The 20,096-nt window shown below is 63.5% G+C and carries 16 protein-coding genes; 6 read left to right on the plus strand and 10 right to left on the minus strand.

Features of this window, described 5'->3' with window-relative positions:
• The first annotated feature begins 31 nt into the window (after positions 1-31).
• The gene (locus FJW04_RS11300) at positions 32-1,294 is read left to right on the plus strand and encodes a cysteine desulfurase-like protein (RefSeq protein WP_181172921.1); all 1,263 of its coding nucleotides are present in this window, start codon (positions 32-34) and stop codon (positions 1,292-1,294) included.
• Positions 1,295-1,546: 252 nt separating this feature from the next.
• Here the strand turns inward: FJW04_RS11300 and FJW04_RS11305 are convergent, their stop codons facing one another.
• The 5 genes from FJW04_RS11305 to FJW04_RS11325 form a co-directional block, all read right to left on the minus strand.
• On the minus strand, positions 1,547-2,377 hold the full coding sequence (locus FJW04_RS11305; RefSeq protein WP_140714153.1) for a dipeptide ABC transporter ATP-binding protein: 831 nt from the start codon (positions 2,375-2,377) through the stop codon (positions 1,547-1,549).
• Positions 2,374-3,231, minus strand: a complete 858-nt coding sequence (locus tag FJW04_RS11310) for an ABC transporter ATP-binding protein (protein ID WP_015314099.1) — start codon at positions 3,229-3,231, stop codon at positions 2,374-2,376. The genes FJW04_RS11305 and FJW04_RS11310 overlap by 4 nt, the downstream gene beginning before the upstream one ends.
• A gap of 2 nt (positions 3,232-3,233) precedes the next feature.
• Positions 3,234-4,088 (minus strand): ABC transporter permease subunit, encoded by an 855-nt coding sequence (locus FJW04_RS11315; protein ID WP_174361976.1) that lies wholly within the window; start codon positions 4,086-4,088, stop codon positions 3,234-3,236.
• 70 nt (positions 4,089-4,158) lie between these two features.
• The gene (locus tag FJW04_RS11320; RefSeq protein ID WP_015314101.1) at positions 4,159-5,166 is read right to left on the minus strand and encodes an ABC transporter permease subunit; all 1,008 of its coding nucleotides are present in this window, start codon (positions 5,164-5,166) and stop codon (positions 4,159-4,161) included.
• Positions 5,167-5,216: 50 nt separating this feature from the next.
• Positions 5,217-6,809, minus strand: a complete 1,593-nt coding sequence (locus FJW04_RS11325; protein WP_015314102.1) for an ABC transporter substrate-binding protein — start codon at positions 6,807-6,809, stop codon at positions 5,217-5,219.
• A 466-nt stretch (positions 6,810-7,275) separates the two neighbouring features.
• Here FJW04_RS11325 and FJW04_RS11330 point away from each other — a divergent pair, with 466 nt between their 5' ends.
• Positions 7,276-9,288 (plus strand): long-chain-fatty-acid--CoA ligase, encoded by a 2,013-nt coding sequence (locus FJW04_RS11330; RefSeq protein WP_140714155.1) that lies wholly within the window; start codon positions 7,276-7,278, stop codon positions 9,286-9,288.
• A gap of 71 nt (positions 9,289-9,359) precedes the next feature.
• The gene (locus tag FJW04_RS11335; RefSeq protein WP_246673804.1) at positions 9,360-10,013 is read left to right on the plus strand and encodes a 50S ribosomal protein L11 methyltransferase; all 654 of its coding nucleotides are present in this window, start codon (positions 9,360-9,362) and stop codon (positions 10,011-10,013) included.
• Here FJW04_RS11335 and FJW04_RS11340 read toward each other — a convergent pair.
• Both FJW04_RS11340 and pgi read right to left on the minus strand, forming a co-directional pair.
• Complete coding sequence (locus FJW04_RS11340) at positions 9,997-10,719, minus strand: HAD family hydrolase (protein ID WP_140714159.1); 723 nt, start codon at positions 10,717-10,719, stop codon at positions 9,997-9,999. The genes FJW04_RS11335 and FJW04_RS11340 overlap by 17 nt on opposite strands.
• A 5-nt stretch (positions 10,720-10,724) precedes the next feature.
• Positions 10,725-12,401, minus strand: coding sequence for a glucose-6-phosphate isomerase (gene pgi / locus FJW04_RS11345; RefSeq protein ID WP_181172922.1), 1,677 nt, complete (start codon positions 12,399-12,401; stop codon positions 10,725-10,727).
• Between the two features lie 304 nt (positions 12,402-12,705).
• Between pgi and FJW04_RS11350 the strand changes: the two genes are divergently transcribed.
• The 3 genes from FJW04_RS11350 to FJW04_RS11360 all read left to right on the plus strand — a co-directional run bounded on the left by FJW04_RS11350 (position 12,706) and on the right by FJW04_RS11360 (position 17,262).
• Positions 12,706-14,199 carry a PLP-dependent aminotransferase family protein gene (locus FJW04_RS11350; RefSeq protein WP_015314107.1) on the plus strand — a complete coding sequence of 498 codons (1,494 nt, stop codon included), beginning with the start codon at positions 12,706-12,708 and terminating at the stop codon, positions 14,197-14,199.
• A gap of 191 nt (positions 14,200-14,390) precedes the next feature.
• Positions 14,391-15,974 carry a trimethylamine methyltransferase family protein gene (locus FJW04_RS11355; RefSeq protein WP_140714163.1) on the plus strand — a complete coding sequence of 528 codons (1,584 nt, stop codon included), beginning with the start codon at positions 14,391-14,393 and terminating at the stop codon, positions 15,972-15,974.
• Between the two features lie 58 nt (positions 15,975-16,032).
• Entirely contained in the window at positions 16,033-17,262 is a 1,230-nt protein-coding gene (locus FJW04_RS11360) for an aromatic ring-hydroxylating dioxygenase subunit alpha (protein ID WP_015314109.1), read from the plus strand.
• A 38-nt stretch (positions 17,263-17,300) separates the two neighbouring features.
• Here the strand turns inward: FJW04_RS11360 and FJW04_RS11365 are convergent, their stop codons facing one another.
• The 3 genes from FJW04_RS11365 to FJW04_RS11375 form a co-directional block, all read right to left on the minus strand.
• A complete protein-coding gene (locus FJW04_RS11365; protein WP_015314110.1) occupies positions 17,301-17,699 on the minus strand; it encodes a hypothetical protein in 399 nt (132 codons plus the stop codon).
• A 167-nt stretch (positions 17,700-17,866) separates the two neighbouring features.
• Complete coding sequence (gene chrA / locus FJW04_RS11370; protein WP_140714165.1) at positions 17,867-19,258, minus strand: chromate efflux transporter; 1,392 nt, start codon at positions 19,256-19,258, stop codon at positions 17,867-17,869.
• Complete coding sequence (locus FJW04_RS11375) at positions 19,255-20,073, minus strand: chromate resistance protein ChrB domain-containing protein (RefSeq protein ID WP_140714428.1); 819 nt, start codon at positions 20,071-20,073, stop codon at positions 19,255-19,257. The genes chrA and FJW04_RS11375 overlap by 4 nt, the downstream gene beginning before the upstream one ends.
• Positions 20,074-20,096: the final 23 nt, after the last annotated feature.

Below are 20,096 nucleotides of genomic sequence, written 5' to 3' on the forward strand. Positions count from 1 at the left end.
CCACCCCGCAAGCACTTCGCAGGAGATATCCTTGAGCAATCCCCAGGCCACCGGCGGCTTTCCCGTCGACACCATCCGCGCCATGTTTCCCGCCCTGCAGCGGGCTGGCGATTTCATCTTCATGGACAACGCCGCCGGGGCGCAGATTCCGCAAAGCGTGCTCGACGCGGTGACCAACCACCTGGTCTCGCACAATGTGCAGCGCGGCGGCCGCTATGGCCGCAGCGTCACCGTCGACCAGTCGGTCGCCGATGCGCGGACAAGCGTCGCACTGTTGATCAATGCTTACAGCCCGGCGGAAATCTGCTTCGGCATGAACGCCACCTCCTTCATCCGCCTGGTCAGCCTCGGCATCGGCCAGATGCTTGGAGAACGCGACGAGATCGTCATCACCGACATGGACCACGACGCCAACATCGCCACCTGGCTGGCGCTGGAATCGGCCGGCGCCAAATTCAAGTGGTGGCGCATGCGTGAGGATGGCAATCTGCATGTCGACGATCTCAAGCCGCTGGTTTCGGACCGCACTCGGCTGGTCGCCTGCACGGTGACGGCGCACTCGATCGGTTCGATCGTCGATGTCGCGTCGGTGGCGCAAATCGCCCACGCCGCCGGCGCCGAAGTGTTCCTCGACTGCGTTCATTACGGGCCGCATGGGCTGATCGACGTGCAGGCCTGGGGCTGCGACTATCTCGTCTGCTCCGGATACAAGAATTTCTCGCCGCATATGGGCTTCCTGTGGGGCCGCTTCGAGACGCTGAAGCGGCTGCCGACCTTCCGCGAGGATTTCATTCCGGACGAGCCGCCATACAAGGTTGAGGCGGGCACCTTCATCTACGAGAACGTGTCGGGCATGGATGCCGCCGTGCAGTATCTGGAACTGATCGGCCGCAATCTGGCGCCCTCCAACAACCGCTCGCGACGCGAAAACATCGTCGCCGGCATGGGCGCTATCCGCGATTATGAGCTGGTGCTGGCGCGCGAGATGATGGGCGTACTGAAGGATTGCGGCGCGACCATCTACGGGGTCGCCGACGAGGCGCGCATCAACGAGCGCGTGCCGACCTTCTGCTTCAATATCGGCAAGCTGTCGCCGCAGCGGATCGTCGAGGAAATGGCCGAGATGCAGATCGGCATCCGCGACGGCCACATGTACGCGCCGCGGCTGATGAAGCGCCTCAACCTGTCGATGGACAGCGGCGCCATCCGCGCCTCGCTGGTGCACTACAATACGATCGAGGAGGTGCAAAAATTCGGCGAGGCTTTGCGCGCCATCATCGCCAAGCTGTCGTAATGAGTCAGGCTCGCGGCAATCGCACCGATCGATCCGGGCCGTCGCGCTGCCCCTCATCCGCCTGCCGGCACCTTCTCCCCGTATAGTGACGGGGAGAAGAGGCTGGCCGCACCCTCGGCACCCTGCTCGCAATCTTGGTGGTGGCGAAACCGGCCGTGAGAGCGTTTTTCTCCCGGTCACTATACGGGGAGAAATGTCCGGCAGGACAATGAGGGGCGGCGCTGACGTCGGCCATTTGCATGGCTTGCGACCTTAGGCGGCCTTCTTCTTCGCCAGCCTCGCCTTGATGCTCGCCACGTCGGCGCGCGGTGTCGCGGCGAACAGCGTCCTGGTGTAGCTGTGCTTGGGGTCGGCGAAGACCTCGTCGCGCGGGCCGTATTCGACCGCCTCGCCGAAATACATCACCATCACGTCGTCGGCGATGTAGCGCACCACCGACAAATCGTGGCTGATGAAGACATAGGTCAGCTGGAATTCGTCCTGCAGGTCGGCGAGCAGGTTGAGCACCTGCGCCTGCACCGAGAGATCGAGCGCCGAAACCGGCTCGTCGAGCACCAGCAGGCTTGGGTTGAGCATCAGCGCACGGGCAATGGCGATGCGCTGGCGCTGGCCGCCCGAGAACATGTGCGGGTAGCGGTTATAGTGCTCGTGACCGAGGCCGACCTTCTTCAGCATCTTCATGGCGAGGTCACGCCGTTCGGCGGCTGGCTTGTCGGTGTTGATGAGCAGCGGCTCGCCCAGCACATCGCCGATCTTCTGGCGCGGATTGAGCGATCCGTAAGGGTTCTGGAAGACGATCTGCACCTTGCGGCGCATCTCCTTCGTCAATCCGCCTTTGGCGATATCGACCTTGTTGCCGTCGATGAAGAGCTCGCCCGACGTCGCGGGATCGATCAAGGTGATGATGCGGGCGAGCGTGGACTTGCCGCAGCCGCTTTCGCCGACGATGGCCAGCGTCTTGCCCTTGTCCACCGTGAAGGAGACGCCCTTGACGGCATGCACGGTGCGCGGCCCGGAGAACAGGCCGCCGCCGATATGGTAGTCGCGAACGATGTTCTTGCCTTCAAGGACGGTGGTGCTCATGCCGAGGCTCCCGCTGCCGAAGGGGCAGGCTCGAACAGCATGTCGGACACAGTCGGCAGCCGGTCGCCGACGGCGTTTTCCGGCAGCGCCGACAGAAGCGCGCGCGTGTAATTGCTTTTCGGCGATTCAAACAGCGACAGCACGTCGGCCTCTTCCATCTTGCGGCCCTTGTACTGGACGATGACACGATCGGCGGTCTCGGCCACCACGCCCATATTGTGGGTGATCATGATCAGGCCCATGCCGTATTTGGCCTGCAGCGAGACCAGGAGATCGAGGATCTGCTTCTGGATGGTGACGTCGAGCGCGGTCGTCGGCTCGTCGGCGATCAAGAGCTTCGGATTGCAGGCGATGGCAATCGCGATCATGACGCGCTGGCACTGGCCGCCCGACATCTGGTGCGGAAAAGAGCTCAGCCGTTCTTCCGGATCGGCAATGCCGACCAGCTTCATCAGCTCGATGGCGCGCGCCCGGCGCTGGGCGCGATCCATGCCCATGTGAAAGCGCAACACTTCCTCGATCTGGAAGCCGACGGTGAAGCATGGATTGAGGCTGGCGATCGGCTCCTGGAAGATCATCGAGATGTCCTTGCCGACGATCTTGCGGCGTTCGGACGGGCTGAGCTTCAACAGGTCGACACCATCGAAAGCCATACGGTCGGCCTTGACCGTCGCGGTGTTGGGCAACAGCCCCATCACCGCCAGCATCGAAACCGACTTGCCGGAGCCGGACTCGCCGACGATCGCCAGCACCTCGCGCGGCTCGACCGAAAGGTCGATGCCTTGCACGGCCATGAACGGTCCGGCGGCGGTGTCGAAGGAAACGGTGAGGTTCTTGATCTCGAGCAGGGACATGCTCACGACCTCTTCAACTTGGGGTCGAGCGCGTCGCGCAGGCCGTCGCCGATCAGGTTGATGGCAAAGACGGTGATGAGGATGGCAAGGCCCGGGAAGGTCACCACCCACCAGGCGCGCAGGATGAACTCGCGCGCTTCGGCAAGCATGGTGCCCCATTCCGGCGTCGGCGGCTGCGCCCCCATGCCGAGGAAGCCGAGGGCGGCCGCCTCGAGGATGGCGTTGGAGAAGGACAGCGTCGCCTGCACGATCAGCGGGGCGATGCAGTTGGGCAGGATGGTGACCAGCATCAGCCTGAGATGGCTGGCCCCGGCGACCTTGGCCGAGACTACATATTCGCGGGTCTTCTCCGCCATCACGGCGGCGCGGGTGAGCCGGGCGAAGTGCGGCTGCAGCACGAAGGCGATGGCGATCATGGCATTGACGAGGCCTGGGCCGAGCACCGCGACCAGCACCAGGGCCAGCAGCAGCGACGGGAAAGCCAGGATGATGTCCATGATGCGCATGATCAGCGTGTCGACCCAGCCACGGCAGTAGCCGGCGAGCAGGCCGAGGATGACGCCGGAGATCAGTGCCGTGGTGACGACGACGAAGCCGATGGCGAGCGAGAATCGCGAGCCGTAAATCAGGCGCGAAAGCATATCGCGGCCGACGGCGTCGGTGCCGAGCAGGAACTGTGCGTTGCCGCCCGCCTGCCAGGCCGGCGGCGTCAGGAAGAAGTCACGGAACTGGTCATCAGGCGAATGCGGGGCGAGCAACGGCGCGAAGATGGCGATCAGGATCAGCAGGGCGAAGACGAAGAGGCCGATCACCGCGCCCTTGTTGATCGAGAAATAGTGCCAGAATTCGGCGAACATCTGCAGCCGCGCATCCTGCGGCTTGACGACGGTTGCGGCTTCGATGGTGGCTGGGCCTTCATTGGTCATGTCAATTCGCCCGGATGCGCGGGTTGATGACGGCATAGAGCACGTCGACGATAAGGTTCACCGACATGACGATCAGCGCGATCAAAAGCAACCCGCCCTGCACGGTGAAATAGTCGCGCTTGGAAATGGCATCAATCATCCACTTGCCGATGCCCGGCCACGAAAAGATGCTCTCGGTCAGGATGGCGCCGGTCAACAGCGTGCCGACCTGCAGGCCGATCGTGGTGACGACCGGGATCAGCGCGTTGCGGAAGGCATGCAGGCCGATGACGCGCCGCGGCGCCAGGCCCTTGGCGCGCGCGGTGCGCACATAATCCTCTCCCAGCACTTCGAGCATGGCCGAGCGGGTCTGCCTGGCGATGACCGCCAGCGGAATGGTGCCGAGCACGATGGTGGGCAAGATGAGGTGCGACACCGCCGAGCGGAAGGCGCCCTTCTGGCCCGAGATGAGGGAATCGATGGTCATGAAGCCGGTCACCGGCTTGAAGAAATAGAGAAGGTCGATGCGGCCCGAGACCGGCGTCCAGTGCAGCGTGCCGGAAAACACGATGATCAGCAGCAGCCCCCACCAGAAGATTGGCATGGAATAGCCGGCGAGCGCGGTGCCCATGGTCAGCTGGTCGAACCAGGAGCCGCGGCGGATGGCGGCGAAAATGCCGAAGGCGACACCGAAGATGACGGCGAAGATCATGGCGAAGATGGCGAGTTCGACCGTGGCCGGGAACCGCACCAGGAAATCCTTGAGCACCGGCGTCTTGGTTGAAAACGAGGTGCCGAAATCGCCGCCGAGGATATTGGTCAGATAGGTCAGATACTGTTGCCAGATCGGCAGGTCGAACCCGAACTGGTGCATCAGCGCCGTATGGCGTTCGGGCGACAGGCCACGTTCGCCCGCAAGCACCAGCACCGGATCACCGGGCAGGATGCGCACGAAGCCGAAAGCGAGGATGGTTATCCCGATGAAGGTCGGGATGATGAGGGCGAGCTTGCCGAGGATATAACGCAGCATGGCGGGCGAGGTGGGGCGGCGCCTTGTGGCGCCGCCCCGTTTCGCAATCCTTATTCGGCGATATCGACGCCGTCAAAGCGATGGATACCGAGCGGATCCATCGCAAAGCCGGAGACGGTCTTCTGCATCGGCATGAACACCTTGGAGTGGGCGAGCGTCGCCCACGGTGCCTGCTCCTTGAAGATGACCTGTGCCTGTTCGTAGAGCTTGGTGCGCTCGGCCTGGTCGGAAACCGTCTTGGCTTTGTTGATGAGCGCATCGAAGTCCTTGTTGCACCATTCCGCGCGGTTGTTCGAACCGACGGAAGCGCAGCTCAGGAGCACGCCGAGGAAGTTGTCCGGATCGCCATTGTCGCCGGTCCAGCCGACGATGACGGCGCCGTCGTGATCGACCGCGGAAGCGCGCTTGAGGTATTCACCCCAATCGTAGCTGACGATGTTGACGGTGACGCCGACCTTTGCGAAGTCAGCCTGGATCAGCTCGGCGGTGCGGCGCGCGTTCGGCATGTACGGACGCGAGACGGGCATCGCCCAGACGTTCATCTTGAGGTCCTTGACGCCGGCCTCTTCAAGCATCTTCTTGGCCGCGTCCGGATCGTACGGGTCGTCCTTCACGTCCTTGTTGTAGGACCACATGGTCGGCGGGATCGGGTTGATCGCCACCTGGCCGGCGCCCTGGAACACCGCGTCGATGATGGCCTTCTTGTTGATGGCCATGTTGAGCGCCTTGCGGACACGCACATCGTCGAACGGCTTCTGCTGGGTGTTGTACATCAGCGCGCCGACATTGAGGCCTTCCTGCTCCGCGACCGTCAGGTTCGCATCAGCCTGCAGGCCGGCAATGTCGGCCGGTGCCGGATAGGACATGATGTTGCATTCGCCGGCCTTCAGCTTCTGCGCGCGCACCGCCGGATCGGTGGTGATGGCGAAGACCAGATCGTCGATCTTCTGCTTGCCGCCCCAATAGTCCGGGTTGGCCTTGTAGCGGATGGCGGCGTCGGTCTGGTAGTCGACGAAGATGAACGGCCCAGTGCCGACCGGCTTCTGGTTGAACAGTTCAGGCGTCTTGTCGGCTTGCAGCTTGTCGGCATATTCCTTCGAGACGATCGAGGCGAAATCCATGCCCAGCGTCGGAATGAAGGTGATCGCCGGTTCCTTGAGGGTGAACTTCACCGTCAGGTCGTCGACCTTCTCGACCTTGGTGATGTTGTCGCCGAACTGATCATTGTAATACTGGTAGGCGATGCCCGGTATGTACTGGAACCAGGGGCCATTCTTGTCGACCTGGCGCTCGAAAGAGAACACCACGTCGTCGGCGTTCAGGTCGCGGGTCGGGGTGAAGTAGTCGGTGGGCGCGAACTTGACGCCCTTGCGCAGCTTGAAAGTATATTCCTTGCCGTCGTCGGAAATGGTCCAGCTATCCGCCAGGCCGGGCGAGACCGAGGTCTTGCCGTGATCGAATTCGACAAGGCGGTTGAAGACGGTGCGCGAGGACGCGTCGAATGTCTGGCCCGCGGTATACGGCGCCGGGTCGAAACCCTCCGGCGACGCTTCAGCGCAATAGACCAGAGTTTTCGCGTTGGCCACGCCGCCCAGGACGCTTGCAGCCAGCAACGCGGCTGCAAAAGTCAATTTCTTCTTCATTGAGCACTCCCTGATGTTCTTCCAAGCCCCTCTATCAGGCTCGCGAAGCGCGCATATAAGCACCGTTTTTCCGGGTTTGAAACACCCCGTTTGCTTACCCCGCGGGAAGCAGGAAAAAAATCCGCAATTTTGCTAAATGGCAAAAAAAATTAGCACTTTTTTCTATTCACGATATTATTAACGACCGCATTTTTTTATTGATCAGACGTCCGGCGACAAGGGTGCCGCGCCCAGTATTCATCCGCCGCCGGTGCGGAAAGATGCCGTTCCAACCGTGGCCGGCGGGAAAGGTTTTCGGCGGCAAATCTTTCGGCATCCTGCCGCTAGGGCAAGACTTGCACCGCCGCCGATAGAGGCAATACATAGATAGACAGCTGGCGGCAGCGGAGGGACGTCTCCATCAATCTGGGGGCGGCGCGGTAGGGCCCAGCGAGAACAGGCGACCAGGGTTGTCGAGGAGGAATGGGTGGCAAAAGCATCGAAGGCCCCGGTGAAAGCGTCGGCCAAGGCGAGGCCTAGACCAGCCGCCGGCAACGACGGGCAAGGCAAGGCCGCGACCGCGAAGTCGGCGGCCGGCAAGAAAGCGCCCGCGGTAAAAGCCGTGGCCACTGCCAGGACCGCCGCGAAGCCGGCGTCGAAGGCCGCGCCGACAAAGGCACCCGCGACCAAGCCCGGATCGGGCAAGGCCGGAACGGGCAAAACCGCGACGACGAAGAGTTCGCCACCGGCGAAGACTGCACCGGTCTCCAAGCCAGCGACAGCGGCCAGCCAACGGCTGCCGAAGGCGCTCACCGAACTCGCCGCCGGCCTGCCGCAAAAGCCATGGCTCAACAGCTATCCCAAGAACATGCCGGCCGAGATCGGCGCCCTTCCCTACGGTTCCATCGGCGACTTCCTCGTTGGCGCCTGCAAGCAGTTCGCGGGCCAGCCGGCTTTCACGTGCATGGGCAAGTCCATCACCTACGCGCAGCTCGAACAGTCTTCGGCGGCCTTCGGTGCCTACCTGCAGTCCACAGGATTGCAGAAGGGCGCCCGTGTCGCCCTGATGATGCCGAACGTGCTGCAGTATCCCATAGCGATGATGGCGGTCGCCCGCGCCGGCTTCACGGTGGTGAACGTCAATCCGCTCTACACGCCACGCGAACTGGAGCATCAACTCAAGGATTCCGGGGCGCAGGCCATCGTCATCCTCGAAAACTTCGCCAACACCCTGCAGGCGGTCGTCGCCAGGACTTCGGTCAAGCACGTCGTCGTCGCGGCAATGGGCGACCTGCTCGGCGGCCTGAAGGGCTCGATCGTCAATCTGGTCGTGCGCCGCGTCAAAAAGATGGTGCCGGCCTGGTCATTGCCTGGCCATGTCAAGTTCAACGCGGCCCTCAAGGCTGGCCGCGGCATGGCTTTCAAGCCGGCCACGGTGGCCGCCAGCGATGTCGCCTTTCTGCAATATACCGGCGGCACCACCGGAATCTCGAAAGGCGCGACCCTCTCGCACAGCAATGTGCTGGCCAATGTCGCGCAGAATGCGCTGTGGCTGCAGGACGCCTACACCGTCAAGCCAAAGCCGGCGCATCTCAACCTCGTCTGCGCACTGCCGCTCTACCATATCTTCGCGCTGACGGTGAATGCGCTGATGGGCATGCAGATGGGCGGCCAGAACATACTGATCCCCAATCCGCGCGACATTCCCGGCTTCGTCAAGGAAATGGGCAAGTATCCGATCCATATCTTTCCGGGCCTCAACACGCTGTTCAACGCGCTGCTCAACAATGAGGACTTTCGCAAGCTCGACTTCAAGCCGCTGCTCTTGACGCTTGGCGGCGGCATGGCGGTACAGAAGGGTGTCGCCGAGCGCTGGAAGGCGCTGACCGGTTGCCCCATCAGCGAAGGCTACGGTCTTTCGGAGACCTCGCCGGTGGCGACGGCCAACAAGTTCAGCTCCGGCGAGTTCACCGGCACTATCGGCCTGCCGCTGCCCTCGACCGAAATCGCCATTCGCGACGACGACGGCAACAACGTACCGCTGGGCGAAGTCGGTGAGATCTGCATCAGGGGACCGCAGGTGATGGCCGGTTACTGGAACCGGCCGGACGAGACCGCCAGGGTGATGACCAAGGACGGCTTCTTCAAGTCTGGCGACATGGGCTTCATGGACGATCGCGGCTTCACCAAGATCGTCGACCGCAAGAAGGACATGATCCTCGTCTCCGGCTTCAACGTCTATCCGACCGAACTCGAGGAAGTCGTGGCGGCGCATCCCGGCGTGCTCGAAGTGGCGGCGATCGGCGTGCCGGACGAGCATTCGGGCGAAGTGCCGAAACTGTTCATCGTCAAGAAAGACCCGGCCCTGACCGCCGAGGCCATCACCGCCTTTTGCCGCGAGAACCTGACCGGCTACAAGCGGCCCAGATACATCGAGTTCAGGACCGAATTGCCGAAGACGCCGGTCGGCAAGATCCTGCGGCGGGCGCTGCGCGAATAGTGGGTCTCGCCAACGACGATACGCCGGTCCGGCGCCCGCGCCTCGACCCGGCGGAATTCATCAAGGCGAACATGCGCCTGGCATCGGTGCCGGCGCTTCCCGAAATCTGGCTTTATACCGCCCACCCGGGCAGCGGGCTGAGACGCCTTGTCGAAGGCGATGACGCCGATTCGCAGGAGCCGCAACCGCCCTATTGGGCCTATGCTTGGGCAGGCGGCGCCGTGCTGGCGCGCTATGTGCTGGACCATCCGGAGATCGTGGCGGGCCGCCGCGTGCTCGACCTTGGAGCAGGCTCCGGCATTGTCGGGATTGCCGCGGGAAAGGCCGGCGCGCGTGAGGTGATGGCCGCCGAGATCGACCGCAATGGTGTTGCCGCGCTGGCGCTGAATGCAGCGGCCAACGGCGTCACGATCGCGATAATGGGGAACGACATCACCACCGGGCCACCGCCCGCCGTGGACCTGGTGCTCGCCGGCGACGTGTTCTACGGGCAAGGTGTGGCCCTGGGGATGATGCCTTTCCTCGACCGCTGCGTCGCCGCCGGCATCGAGGTGCTGGTCGGCGATCCGGGCCGGGCCTATCTGCCGCGCTCGCGGCTGCGGCTGCTTGCCGAATACAAGGTGCCGGATTTCGGCGAGGCGAAAGACGCCGCGCTCAAGCCGAGCGCTGTCTTTCGCCTCGAGACCGAACCGTCCCTAGCCCTGCCGATCAGACCGTCTCCTTGACCCGCGCCGAAAGGAAATCCGGCAGATCGGCAACCGAATCCAGGATGACATCGGCGATCTCGGCCAGCGATTCGCGCGTGCCGGTGCCGGAGAGCACGCCGACCGCCAGGCCGCAGCCGCCGGCACGCGCCATTTCGAGATCGTGCCTGTTGTCGCCGACCATGGCGATCTCCGACGGCTTGAGCCCCGTAAGATCGCAAAAGGCCTGGATGGTGTCGGGAGCGGGCTTGGGGTTGGCCACCGCGTCATAGCCATAGGCGGCTTCGAACAGTTGCGCGACACCAAGCGTGACAAGCGTCTTTTCCGCGCCGCTGGTCGAATCGTTGGTGGCGACGCCAAGCCGGTAGGACCGCCTGTGCAGCAGAGCCAGCGTGTCGGCGATGCCTGGCAGCGCCACCGCCATCGTCGAGCCCTGCACCGAGGTGATCTCGTTGAAACGGGCGACGGCCAGCATCTGGTCTTCGTTGGACAGGCGCGGGAACCACAGTTCGACAACGTCGAGATTGGTGCCGGAGGCAAAGATGGAATCGGGCTTGAAGCGCCGGTTGGCGAAATCGAAGCCCGCGGCCGCGAGCAGCCTGTCGGCTTTCCAGCGGTCGCCGTCGGCCGCGTCCATGGCCATGAAGTCGGCGACGCCGAGCCAGGTCGCGTTGAAGTCGACAAGCGTTCCGTCCTTGTCGAACAATATCCCCTTGATGTCAGCCAAGCGCTTCACTCCGAACCACGCAATTGGTGGATGCGTTCCACAAGGCCCCTGGTCGAGGCGTCCCGGTTTGCGGCGCTTTCCTTGCCTTCCACGACAGGCAGGAGGCCGGTGGCCAATTCCTTGCCGAGTTCGACGCCCCACTGGTCGAAGGAGTTGATGTTGAACAGCGTGCCCTCGACGAAGACGCGGTGCTCGTAAAGCGCGATCAGCCGGCCGAAGGTGCGCGGGTCGAGCTTGCGGTAGAGAATGGTCACCGAGGGCCGGTTGCCGGAGAAGACACGATGCGGCGCGATACGGTCGACATCGGCCGGCTTCATGCCCTTGGCCAGCATCTGCGCGCGCGCCTCTTCCAGCGTACGGCCCTTCATCAGCGCTTCCGACTGCGCCAGGCAGTTGGCGAGCAGCAGGTCATGCTGATGCTTGAGATCAGGCTCGTGGCCGACGGCGGCGGCCAGGAACTCGACGGGGATCAAATCGGTGCCCTGGTGCAGCAGCTGGAAGAAGGCGTGCTGGCCGTTGGTGCCTGGCTCGCCCCAGACCAGCGGCCCGGTCGGCGTCGTCACCGGCGTCCCGTCAAGGGTAACGCTCTTGCCGTTCGATTCCATGTCGAGCTGCTGCAGATAGGCCGGCAGTCTGGACAGGCGCTGATCGTAGGGGATGACCGCGCGGGCCGGATAGCCGCAGATCACGCGGTGCCACCAGCCGATCAGCCCGAGGAGCGCCGGCAGGTTTTTCTGGAGCGGCGCGGTGCGGAAGTGTTCGTCCATTTCGTGCGCGCCGTCGAGGAAAGCGCGAAAATTCCTTGGGCCGACGGCGATCATGACCGGCAGGCCGATCGCGCCCCACAGCGAATAGCGGCCGCCGACCCAGTCCCAGAAGCCGAAGACGCGATTCGGCTCGATGCCGAACTTGGCCACCAGGTCGAGCGCGGTCGAGACGGCGGCGAAATGCTTGCCCACGGCCTCCTTGCCGAGCGCCCTCTGCACCCAGTCGCGCGCCGTCTGCGCATTGGTCATCGTCTCGACCGTGGTGAAGGTCTTGGAGGCGATGATGAACAGCGTGGTTTCGGCGGACAGCCCCTTCAGCGTGTCGTGGATGTGGGCGCCGTCGATGTTGGAGACATAGTGGGCGCGCGGGCCGTCATGATAGGGGGCGAGCGCCAGTGTCGCCATCGCCGGACCAAGGTCAGAGCCGCCAATGCCGATGTTGACGATATCGGTGATCTTCTTGCCGGTGGCGCCTGTTGCCTTGCCGGAGCGAATGGCATCGGCGAAGGCGCCCATGGCGTCGAGCACGGATATGACATCCGCCTTGACGTCCTGGCCGTCAACCGTGACGCCCTTGCCGCTCAGGTTGCGCAGCGCCGTGTGCAGAACGGCGCGGTCTTCGGTGATGTTGATCTTCTTGCCGGCGAACATGGCGGCGCGACGGCCTTCCAGATCGGCGGCGGCGGCGAGCTTCTCAAGGAAGTCCATGGTCGTCGCATCGACGGCGCATTTCGACCAGTCGAGCAGGAGGTCGCCGTCAGCGGCGGAGAATGTCTTGAAGCGCTGCGGATCGGCGGCAAAGGCCTGGCGCATGTCGCCCGGGGCTGCGGCGCGATGGTCGCGCAGGGCGGCAAGCTGTTTCTGGAAGGCTGACTGATCCACTGGCGGGGACTCCTGGCTTTTTTGACGCACCATATCAGACCGGATGTTTCCGGCGCGTGTCGTCGCGCCCCAACTATTGAGCCGAAATCCATCCGGTCAATACGCGGCGATGACGCAGCACATCACGATGCGATGACACAATGTATCGAGCAAGGAGGTGGGTATCGAGGAGCGAGGTGGTGTCGAGAGCGAGGGGCCGCGCCTTATTTCGAGCTTGAAGGATCACTGGCATAAATCCCAAAGATCAGAAAAATTGATTGGCGCAACCCCTTGTGCCACGGTTACGTTCGGCTGGTCCAGCCAAGCGAAAAAAGCTGGCCATCGAGGAACATCTTCCATGCCACAGAGAAACGACACGGCGATATGGTCCGGCCTGTTCCGGATTTCGGCCGAATCCGGCCAGACCCTGCAGGCGCAGATCCGCCAAGCCATCGTGGCCGCGATTCTCGACCGCCAGATCGCCGCTTCGATGCCGCTGCCTTCCTGCCGTATCCTGGCCGAAAAACTCGGCGTCGCACGCGGAACGGTGGTGCTGGCATTCCAGCAGCTCGTCGACCAGGGTTTCCTGGTGGCGCGCGAGCGGCGCGGCCATTTCGTCAATCCGGACGTGCTGGCGACACCCGCCAAGCCGCACCAGAAAGCACCCGACCAGGCCAACGAGATCGACTGGAAGGCGCGCCGGCAGATCGCGGCAAGCGACATGCCGCCGCCCGCCAAGCACGAGAACTGGATCAAGTCCTCCTACCCCTTCGTGTACGGCCAGTTCGACCCGGCGCTGTTCCCGACCGCCGAGTGGCGCGAGTGCAACCGCATGGCGCTGGCCGTGCTGGAGATCCGCAACTGGGCGTCCGACATGGTCGACCGCGACGATCCGCTGCTGATCGAGCAAATCCAGGCACGGCTGCTGCCCCGGCGCGGCATCTTCGCCAATCCCGACGAGATCATCGTCACGCTGGGCGCCCAGAACGCGCTCTATATGCTGGCCTCGCTGCTGATGACCAAGGGCTCGAAAGTGGCGATGGAGGATCCAGGCTATCCCGACGCACGCTCGATCTTCCGGCTCGCGGGCGCCGACATTGAGCCGGTGCCAGTGGACCAGTCCGGTATCGTAACCTCTTCTATTCCCAATGATTCCGGCTTCGTCTTCGTCACCCCCAGTCATCATTGCCCGACCATGGTGCCGTTGTCGGCGGAGCGGCGGCAGGATCTTCTGGCGCGCGCCAACCGGCACAACCAGATCATCATCGAAGACGGCTATGACAGCCAGCTTCTCGACGAGGCGCCGCAGCAGGCATTGAAGAGCCTCGACCGTTCCGGCCGCGTCGTCTATGTCGGCTCGATGTCGAAGACGCTGGCCCCGGGGCTGCGGCTTGGCTACATCGTGGCTTCCGCTGGACTGATCGCCGAACTCAGGGCGCTGCGCCGCTTCATGCTGCGCCATCCGCCGGCCAACAATCAGCGCGCCGTGGCGCTGTTCCTGTCGCTCGGCCATCACGAAGCGCTGGTGCGGCGGCTGTCGAGCGCCTTCGACGAGCGGCGCAAGCGGCTGGTCCATGCGATTTCGGCCTTCCTGCCGGAATGGCGCTCGACCGACTCGGCCGGCGGCACGTCGCTGTGGCTGGAAGGGCCCCGCGGCACCGATTCCCGCGGTTTGGCCGAAGCCGCGGCCTCGCGCAGCGTCATCATCGAGCCCGGCGACCGCTTCTTCGACCGCACCGAGAAGCCTTCGCGTTTCATGCGGTTGGGCATTTCCTCTATCGCTCTGCAGCACATCGAGCCCGGCATCCGGGAACTCGCCACCGCAGCCGGACGCAGGCCGGCCGCCGCCTGATCCATCAAGCCGATTTCGTGACCGGAGCCGCTTCTCAGCGGCTCCGGTTTGTTTTAGGTCTGGCACATGTAGCTGGGCCAGCTGGCTCATAGGATGGGCCAGTGCCGGCGGCATAGTCGGCGTCAGAGAAGAAGCAGGTTGATGGTGGACCAACCGCCACGAGCTCCTGCCGGTAGAGGTGGAGTGCTTCCATGCCAGTGGCTGTCGAAAAGCAGGACATGCCGGCGAACCGTCGTCCACAACGCTCCGGCGACCGCGAAACGGGACGTGCGGTGAAATCAGCCATTCCACCAAACGGGCCACTACACCAAGCCATGGAAGGCGGCAGTTACGGGCCATTGCGCGGAAACGACTGCGAGCGCATTCATGAGGGCGTGCTGACGCTTCTGGAAACGGTCGGCTTCGCCAACGCCATCCCGTCCTGCATAAAAGTCCTGACCAAGGCTGGCGCCATCCATGGCGACGATGGCCGCATCCGTTTCCCCCGTGCGCTCGTACTCGACACCATCAAGCGAGCCGCGCGGCATTTCACGCTGCATGGCCAGGACCCCAGGCACGACATGGTGATCCAGGGCAAGCGCGTCCATTACGGCACGGCGGGTATCGCCGTGCATCTGGTGGATCTCGAAAAACGCGAGTATCGCGAATCGAAGCTGCAGGACATCTATGACGCCGCCCGCATCGTCGATGGACTGAGCAACATCCATTTTTTCCAGCGGCCGATGGTGGCGCGCGACATCGCCGACCCGCTCGATATGGATTTCAACACGCTCTACGCCTGCGTGATGGGGACGTCGAAGCATGTCGGCACGTCCTTCACCGTGCGCGAGAATGTGAAGCCGGCGCTCGAAATGCTCTATGCCATCGCCGGTGGCGAGGAGAATTTCCGCGCCCGGCCATTCGTTTCCAACTCCAACTCCTTCGTCGTGCCACCGATGAAGTTCGCCGAGGATGCCTGCGGCGTGCTCGAGGCCTGTGTCGAAGGCGGCATCCCCATCCTGCTCCTCTCCACCGGCCAGTCCGGAACAACCGCTCCGGCGGCGATGGCCGGCGCGGTCGCGCAGGCAGTGGCCGAAGTGCTGGCTGGCCTGGTATATGTCAACGCACTCAAGCCGGGACATCCGGCGATCTTCGGCGCCTGGCCGTTCATGTCGGACCTGCGCACCAACACCATGGCCGGGGGCTCGGCCGAACAGGCGGTGGTAACGGCGGCCTGCGCGCAGATGGCGCAATTCTACGACCTGCCCGGCGGCTCGGCCGCCGGCATGACAGACTCGAAACTGCCCGATATCCAGTCCGGCTACGAGAAGGGCATCACCAATGTGATGGCCGGCCTCTCGGGCCTCAACCTCGTCTACGAATCGGCCGGCATGCATGCCTCGCTGCTCGGCTTCTGCCTGGAAAGCCTGATCATCGACAATGACATGCTTGGCCATTGCTTGCGCTGCGCACGCGGCATCGAAGTGACGGACGAAGCGCTGTCGATCGACACCATCGCCGATGTCTGCCTCAAGGGTCCGGGCCATTATCTTGACAACGAGCAAACGCTCAAGTCGGCCCGGGCAGAGCGTTTTTATCCCGCCTTCGGCGACCGTTCCTCACCGAAGGAATGGAACGAAAAAGGCCGCCCTGATATATTGGCCCGGGCGATCGACGAAAAGAAGCGCATCCTTGCGGAACGATTTCCGCGGCACGTGCCCAAGCTGGTCGACGACAGATTGCGCGCCCGCTTCGGCAACCTGATCCACCTGCCGCGAGCGAGCATGGGCGGCTAGCCAGAAGACCGACATACAGATAGCCACCGACAGAACCAACCATTGGGCAGAACGACAAATGAGCGTCTATCCTATCCAGCAAGCCGCAAATACCGAAGATGCCATCGATCGGCTGGTGGCCTCGCACCGGCCAGGCTACGGCCTGACGCGCCCATTCTACCACGACCAGGATATTTTCGAGCGGGACATGGAACGTCTGTTCCGCCGCCATTGGCACTGCCTGGCGCATGCCAGCGTCATTCCCAACCCCGGCGACTTCGAACTGTTCAAGCTCGGTGACGAGGCGGTCATCCTGTCGCGTGGCATGGATGGCACCGTGCATGCCATGCTCAATGTCTGCCGCCATCGCGGCGCCGAGGTCTGCACCAAAGAGAAGGGCAACGCGAAAGTGTTCGTCTGCCCGTACCATGCATGGACCTATTCCAATGACGGCTCGCTGCGCGCCGCCAGGCTGATGCCGAAGGATTTCGACCGCACCGCGCACGGGCTGAAGAAGCTCCATGTCCGCGTCGCGACCGGCCTTGTCTTCATCTCCTTCGCCGAGACGCCACTCGATTTCGATCCGATCGAGCAATCTTTGCGCACGAGTTGCGGACAATATGGGTGGGGCGATGCCAAGGTGGCGTATCGCCAAAGCTACCCGCTCGAGGCGAACTGGAAGCTCGCCGTCGAAAATTATGTCGAATGCTACCATTGCGGACCGGCGCATCCCGAATATTCGCAGACGCACGCGCTGGAAAAGCCCGCGGAGATGATCGAGCAGCTCAATGCCGCGATGGAACAGCGGACCTGCGCTCTCGGCATCGAGATCGGCAGCGGCGATCGCTGGCAGAATTCGGCCGCCGGCCAGGAGGCGATCCACACCTTCCGCTATGCGCTCTATGACGGCGTTTCGAGCGGCAGCCGGGACGGCTCCCCCGTCGCGCCACTGATGGGCCGCTTCACCGACTATGACGGCGGCGTCACCTCCATCCATCTTGGCGGCACGACTTTCCTCGTCTGCTACCCCGACCATGGGATGATCTACCGATTCATCCCGAAAACGGCTCAGACCTGCGAGATGGAACTGATCTGGCTGGTGCGCGGCGACGCTGTCGAAGGCCAGGACTACGATCTGGAGAAACTGACCTGGCTGTGGAAGGTCACCACGGACGAGGACAAGAAGATCATCGAGCATACGGCGCGCGGCGTACGCTCGCACTATTTCGTGCCCGGACCGATCGCGCCGATGGAGTACAACGAGCTGCGTTATATCGGCTGGTATCTCCAGGAGATAAGCCGGGCTTAGAGCGGTTTCAGCGTTTCACGAAAGCACTCAGCCAGCGCTCAGTCGGCGCCCAGCCCGAAGCGCTCAACCACCTCGGCGTTGATCAGCTTGGCGTGCAGTGCCATCAGCACGATCTGGGCATCGAGATCGTCGCCGGTTTCGAGAGCGGCCTCGATCCGGCGCTCCGCGTCGAGCCGCTGCTGTGGGCCTTGCGCACGCTCGAAGGTTTCCGGTCCGGCGATGCAGTAGCTGAACAGGTTCGCTACCCGCGGATAGGCCTGCGGCGGCGGCTCCTCGGGCCAGTGGTCCTTCATCAGATTGACGATGGTTAGTTTCACCCCTTCGGGCACGAGGGCGGGATGCAGGTCGGCGCCACGCAAGGCGGCATCGAGCTGCCGCAAATCACCCGAGCGACCGAACATACCGAGAAAGCCGAGGGAAGAGCGTCGTCCCGCCATTGCTGGTCCAATCCGTTTTCCACCAGTTAGGGGGTTCGGAAGCGGAATACAAAGGAGCCGGAAAATCTAAAGCGCGTCGCGTCGAAACGGATTCATGCGACGCGCCTTAGATCTTGTTTCGATGCATGTCGTTTTCCCGAACCGAAGACACTTCCGGGCGACATCCACTAGCCGCCCGTGGCGAGCAGCAACACGCCGGCAAGGGCGCATCCCGCAAGCGTCGGCAGCACACCGGTTTTCCACTTCAGGATGGCGACCATGGCGGCGACCGAAAGCAGCGCGGCTCGCCAGTCGATCGACGAAAGCACCGGCACGTTCATGCCAAGGCCCGTCATGCGCACTTCGCGGAAGACGACGTGCAAGGCGAACCACAGAGCAAGGTTCATGACGACGCCGACCACGGCGGCGGTGATCGCGCCCAGCGCGGCCGACAGGGCCTTGTTGCCGCGCAGGGCCTCGATGTAGGGCGCGCCGAGGAATATCCAGAAGAAGCAGGGTGTGAACGTAACCCACAGCGTCAGCAGCGCTCCAAGCGATCCGCCAAGCAGCGGATCCAGCGAGCCGGCGTGGCGAAACGCGGCGATGAAGCCGACGAATTGCAACACCAGGATGAGTGGACCCGGCGTGGTCTCGGCAAGGCCGAGGCCATCGACCATTTCACCAGGGGCGAGCCAGCCGAAGGACTGCACGGCTGCCTGCGCGACATAGGCAAGAACCGCGTAGGCGCCGCCAAAGGTGACCACCGCCATGAGGCTGAAGAAGCCGCCAATCTGCGTCCACACGCTGCTCCTTCCGGTGAGCGCCCACAGCAACAGAACTGGCCCGAGCCAAATCGGCAGCCAGATCGCGATGGTGCGCGGCGCATGCCATCGTGTCGGCCTGGTATGGGCCAGTTCGCCGCGTTCGAACATCAGGTCGACCGCGCCCCTGATATCGGGAGCGTCGTTCTTGCCGTGCGCCGCGCCGGAAAACAGGGCTGGCGCGACACGGTTTCCCACCCATCCCACCGATCCCGCAATCAGGACGATGAGCGGGAACGGGATGGCGAGCACATAGATGCCGAGAAAAGCGCAAAGCGCGATCGCCACCATCAACCGGTTCTTCAAGGCGCGGCGGCCGATGCGGATCACCGCCTCGACCACGACCGCGAGCACGGCGGCCTTGACCCCGAAGAACAGCGCCGCGACCAGCGGGACATCACCATAGAGCGCATAGAGAATGCTCAGGGTGAGCATGACGAGTGCGCCGGGCACCACGAACAGAACACCGGCGACAAGGCCGCCGATCGTCCTGTGCAGCAGCCAGCCGATATAGATGGCAAGTTGCTGGGCCTCGGGACCGGGCAGCAGCATGCAGTAGTTCAGCGCATGCAGGAAACGCTGTTCGCCGATCCAGCGCCGGTCCTCGACCAATTCCTTGTGCATGAGCGCGATCTGCCCGGCCGGCCCGCCGAAGCTCAGCAATCCGATCTTCGCCCAGAGTTTCGTGGCTTCGCGGAAGCTCGGGACCGCCGGCGCCTCGACGAGGTCGGCATCATTGCCCGAAATGAGGCTGCTCATGACGGCTTTGCCCCGCCCGGCCAGTTGTGCGTCTCGTCAGTGGCGTCGCGACACCAGCGGAAGAACGCGTCATAGAGCATCGTGCCGGCCTCCAGCTGCTCCAGATCGTCGCGGAACATGCGTGACAGGCCAAGGGAGGCGGCCAGAAATCCGGCTGCCTGGGGAACGAGATCCAGGCGTGCGGTGTCGGCCGCGCGCACGATCGTGGCAAGCCGATCGAGTGCCTGGGATTCCAGCCCGAACTCCTCGATCATCGTGTCGAAGGTGCAGCGCTCGCCGCGATGACTCCAGAACACATTGTCGATGTCGAAAGGCACGGCCTGAAAGCGGTCTGCGACAGCCGGAACCTCAGCGGGTTCGACGAAGAGAAACACCGCGTCGGGATCGATGAAGCGCCGGATCAGCCATGGGCAAGCGATGCGATCGACCTTGGGGCGAGCCCGCGTTACCCAGACGGTGCGGCCCTTTTCATCGCGGGAAGGTATCATGTCGGCGCGGACCAGAAGCCCGCCGGCATCGCGCCAGGCTTCGAAGCCGCCTTCGAGGGATTCGGCGGCAATGCCTTCATGCCGCAGCCACGCGGCAACCCCTTGCGAAAGCTTTTGCCCCTTCTGGCAAACGACGGCCACTTGGCTGCCGGCAAGGTCGTTTGCCCAAGCCGAGACCGTTTTGAAATTGCGCCGGTGAGAGGCCGGCAGCAGGCGCGGGTCGGCGTCGTAGTCTTCATCGATACGGACATCGACGATCACAGGCGCGCCCGGCAGACCAATCAGACGGGATAGTTGCTGTACGGTGATAGCGGTTGTTGACGGCATGGCGTCCACCTCCTGAAGAAGCC

Origin of the sequence: Mesorhizobium sp. B2-7-3 (assembly GCF_006440715.1) — a bacterium.
Lineage (GTDB): Bacteria > Pseudomonadota > Alphaproteobacteria > Rhizobiales > Rhizobiaceae > Mesorhizobium > Mesorhizobium australicum.

Excerpts from the sequence above, each read along its gene's own strand:
- FJW04_RS11305 (WP_140714153.1), bottom strand. The coding sequence starts at position 2,377 with ATGAGCACCACCGTCCTTGAAGGCAAGAACATCGTTCGCGACTACCAT.
- FJW04_RS11310 (WP_015314099.1), bottom strand. The coding sequence starts at position 3,231 with ATGTCCCTGCTCGAGATCAAGAACCTCACCGTTTCCTTCGACACCGCC.
- FJW04_RS11315 (WP_174361976.1), bottom strand. The coding sequence starts at position 4,088 with ATGTTCGCCGAATTCTGGCACTATTTCTCGATCAACAAGGGCGCGGTG.
- FJW04_RS11320 (WP_015314101.1), bottom strand. The coding sequence starts at position 5,166 with ATGCTGCGTTATATCCTCGGCAAGCTCGCCCTCATCATCCCGACCTTC.
- FJW04_RS11325 (WP_015314102.1), bottom strand. The coding sequence starts at position 6,809 with ATGAAGAAGAAATTGACTTTTGCAGCCGCGTTGCTGGCTGCAAGCGTC.
- FJW04_RS11335 (WP_246673804.1), top strand. The coding sequence starts at position 9,360 with ATGCGCCTGGCATCGGTGCCGGCGCTTCCCGAAATCTGGCTTTATACC.
- pgi (WP_181172922.1), bottom strand. The coding sequence starts at position 12,401 with ATGGTGCGTCAAAAAAGCCAGGAGTCCCCGCCAGTGGATCAGTCAGCC.
- FJW04_RS11350 (WP_015314107.1), top strand. The coding sequence starts at position 12,706 with ATGCCACAGAGAAACGACACGGCGATATGGTCCGGCCTGTTCCGGATT.
- FJW04_RS11355 (WP_140714163.1), top strand. The coding sequence starts at position 14,391 with ATGCCAGTGGCTGTCGAAAAGCAGGACATGCCGGCGAACCGTCGTCCA.
- FJW04_RS11360 (WP_015314109.1), top strand. The coding sequence starts at position 16,033 with ATGAGCGTCTATCCTATCCAGCAAGCCGCAAATACCGAAGATGCCATC.
- FJW04_RS11365 (WP_015314110.1), bottom strand. The coding sequence starts at position 17,699 with ATGGCGGGACGACGCTCTTCCCTCGGCTTTCTCGGTATGTTCGGTCGC.
- chrA (WP_140714165.1), bottom strand. The coding sequence starts at position 19,258 with ATGAGCAGCCTCATTTCGGGCAATGATGCCGACCTCGTCGAGGCGCCG.
- FJW04_RS11375 (WP_140714428.1), bottom strand. The coding sequence starts at position 20,073 with ATGCCGTCAACAACCGCTATCACCGTACAGCAACTATCCCGTCTGATT.